A 611-nucleotide genomic window follows, 5' to 3' on the forward strand; every position below is an offset into this window, starting at 1 on the left:
ACGTCCGTTGTACGGAAGTAGAACTGTGGACGGTAGTTGTTGAAGAATGGTGTATGACGACCGCCTTCATCTTTCGACAAAACGTAGATCTCGCCCGTGAAGTGGCTGTGTGGCTTGATTGAACCTGGTTTTGCCAACACTTGACCACGTTGGATGTCTTCACGTTTTGTACCGCGCAGCAGAACACCGACGTTGTCACCAGCTTGACCTTGATCCAGCAATTTGCGGAACATTTCAACGCCAGTACATGTTGTTTTAACTGTGTCTTTGATACCGACGATTTCGATCTCTTCGCCAACTTTGATGATACCGCGTTCGATACGACCAGTCACCACTGTACCGCGACCAGAGATGGAGAATACGTCTTCTACTGGCAACAGGAAGGCGCCGTCAACAGCGCGTTCTGGTGTTGGGATGTAGGTGTCGAGTGCATCAGCCAGTTTCAGGATTGCTTCTTCACCCAATGGACCTTTGTCGCCTTCGAGCGCCAGTTTTGCGGAACCTTGGATGATAGGCAGATCGTCGCCTGGGAATTCATATTTGGACAGTAATTCACGCACTTCCATTTCAACGAGTTCCAGCAATTCAGCGTCATCAACCATGTCGCATTT

At 49.4% G+C, this 611-nt stretch carries 1 protein-coding gene; it reads right to left on the bottom strand.

Translation table 11 applies throughout. From position 1 onward, the window contains the following. Window positions 1-611: EF-Tu/IF-2/RF-3 family GTPase (locus H8K38_RS18200; RefSeq protein ID WP_255423081.1), on the bottom strand; the 611-nt coding region annotated here is incomplete at both ends.

The sequence above is a fragment of the Undibacterium sp. FT79W genome, assembly GCF_014284215.1.
Lineage (GTDB): Bacteria > Pseudomonadota > Gammaproteobacteria > Burkholderiales > Burkholderiaceae_D > Undibacterium > Undibacterium aquatile.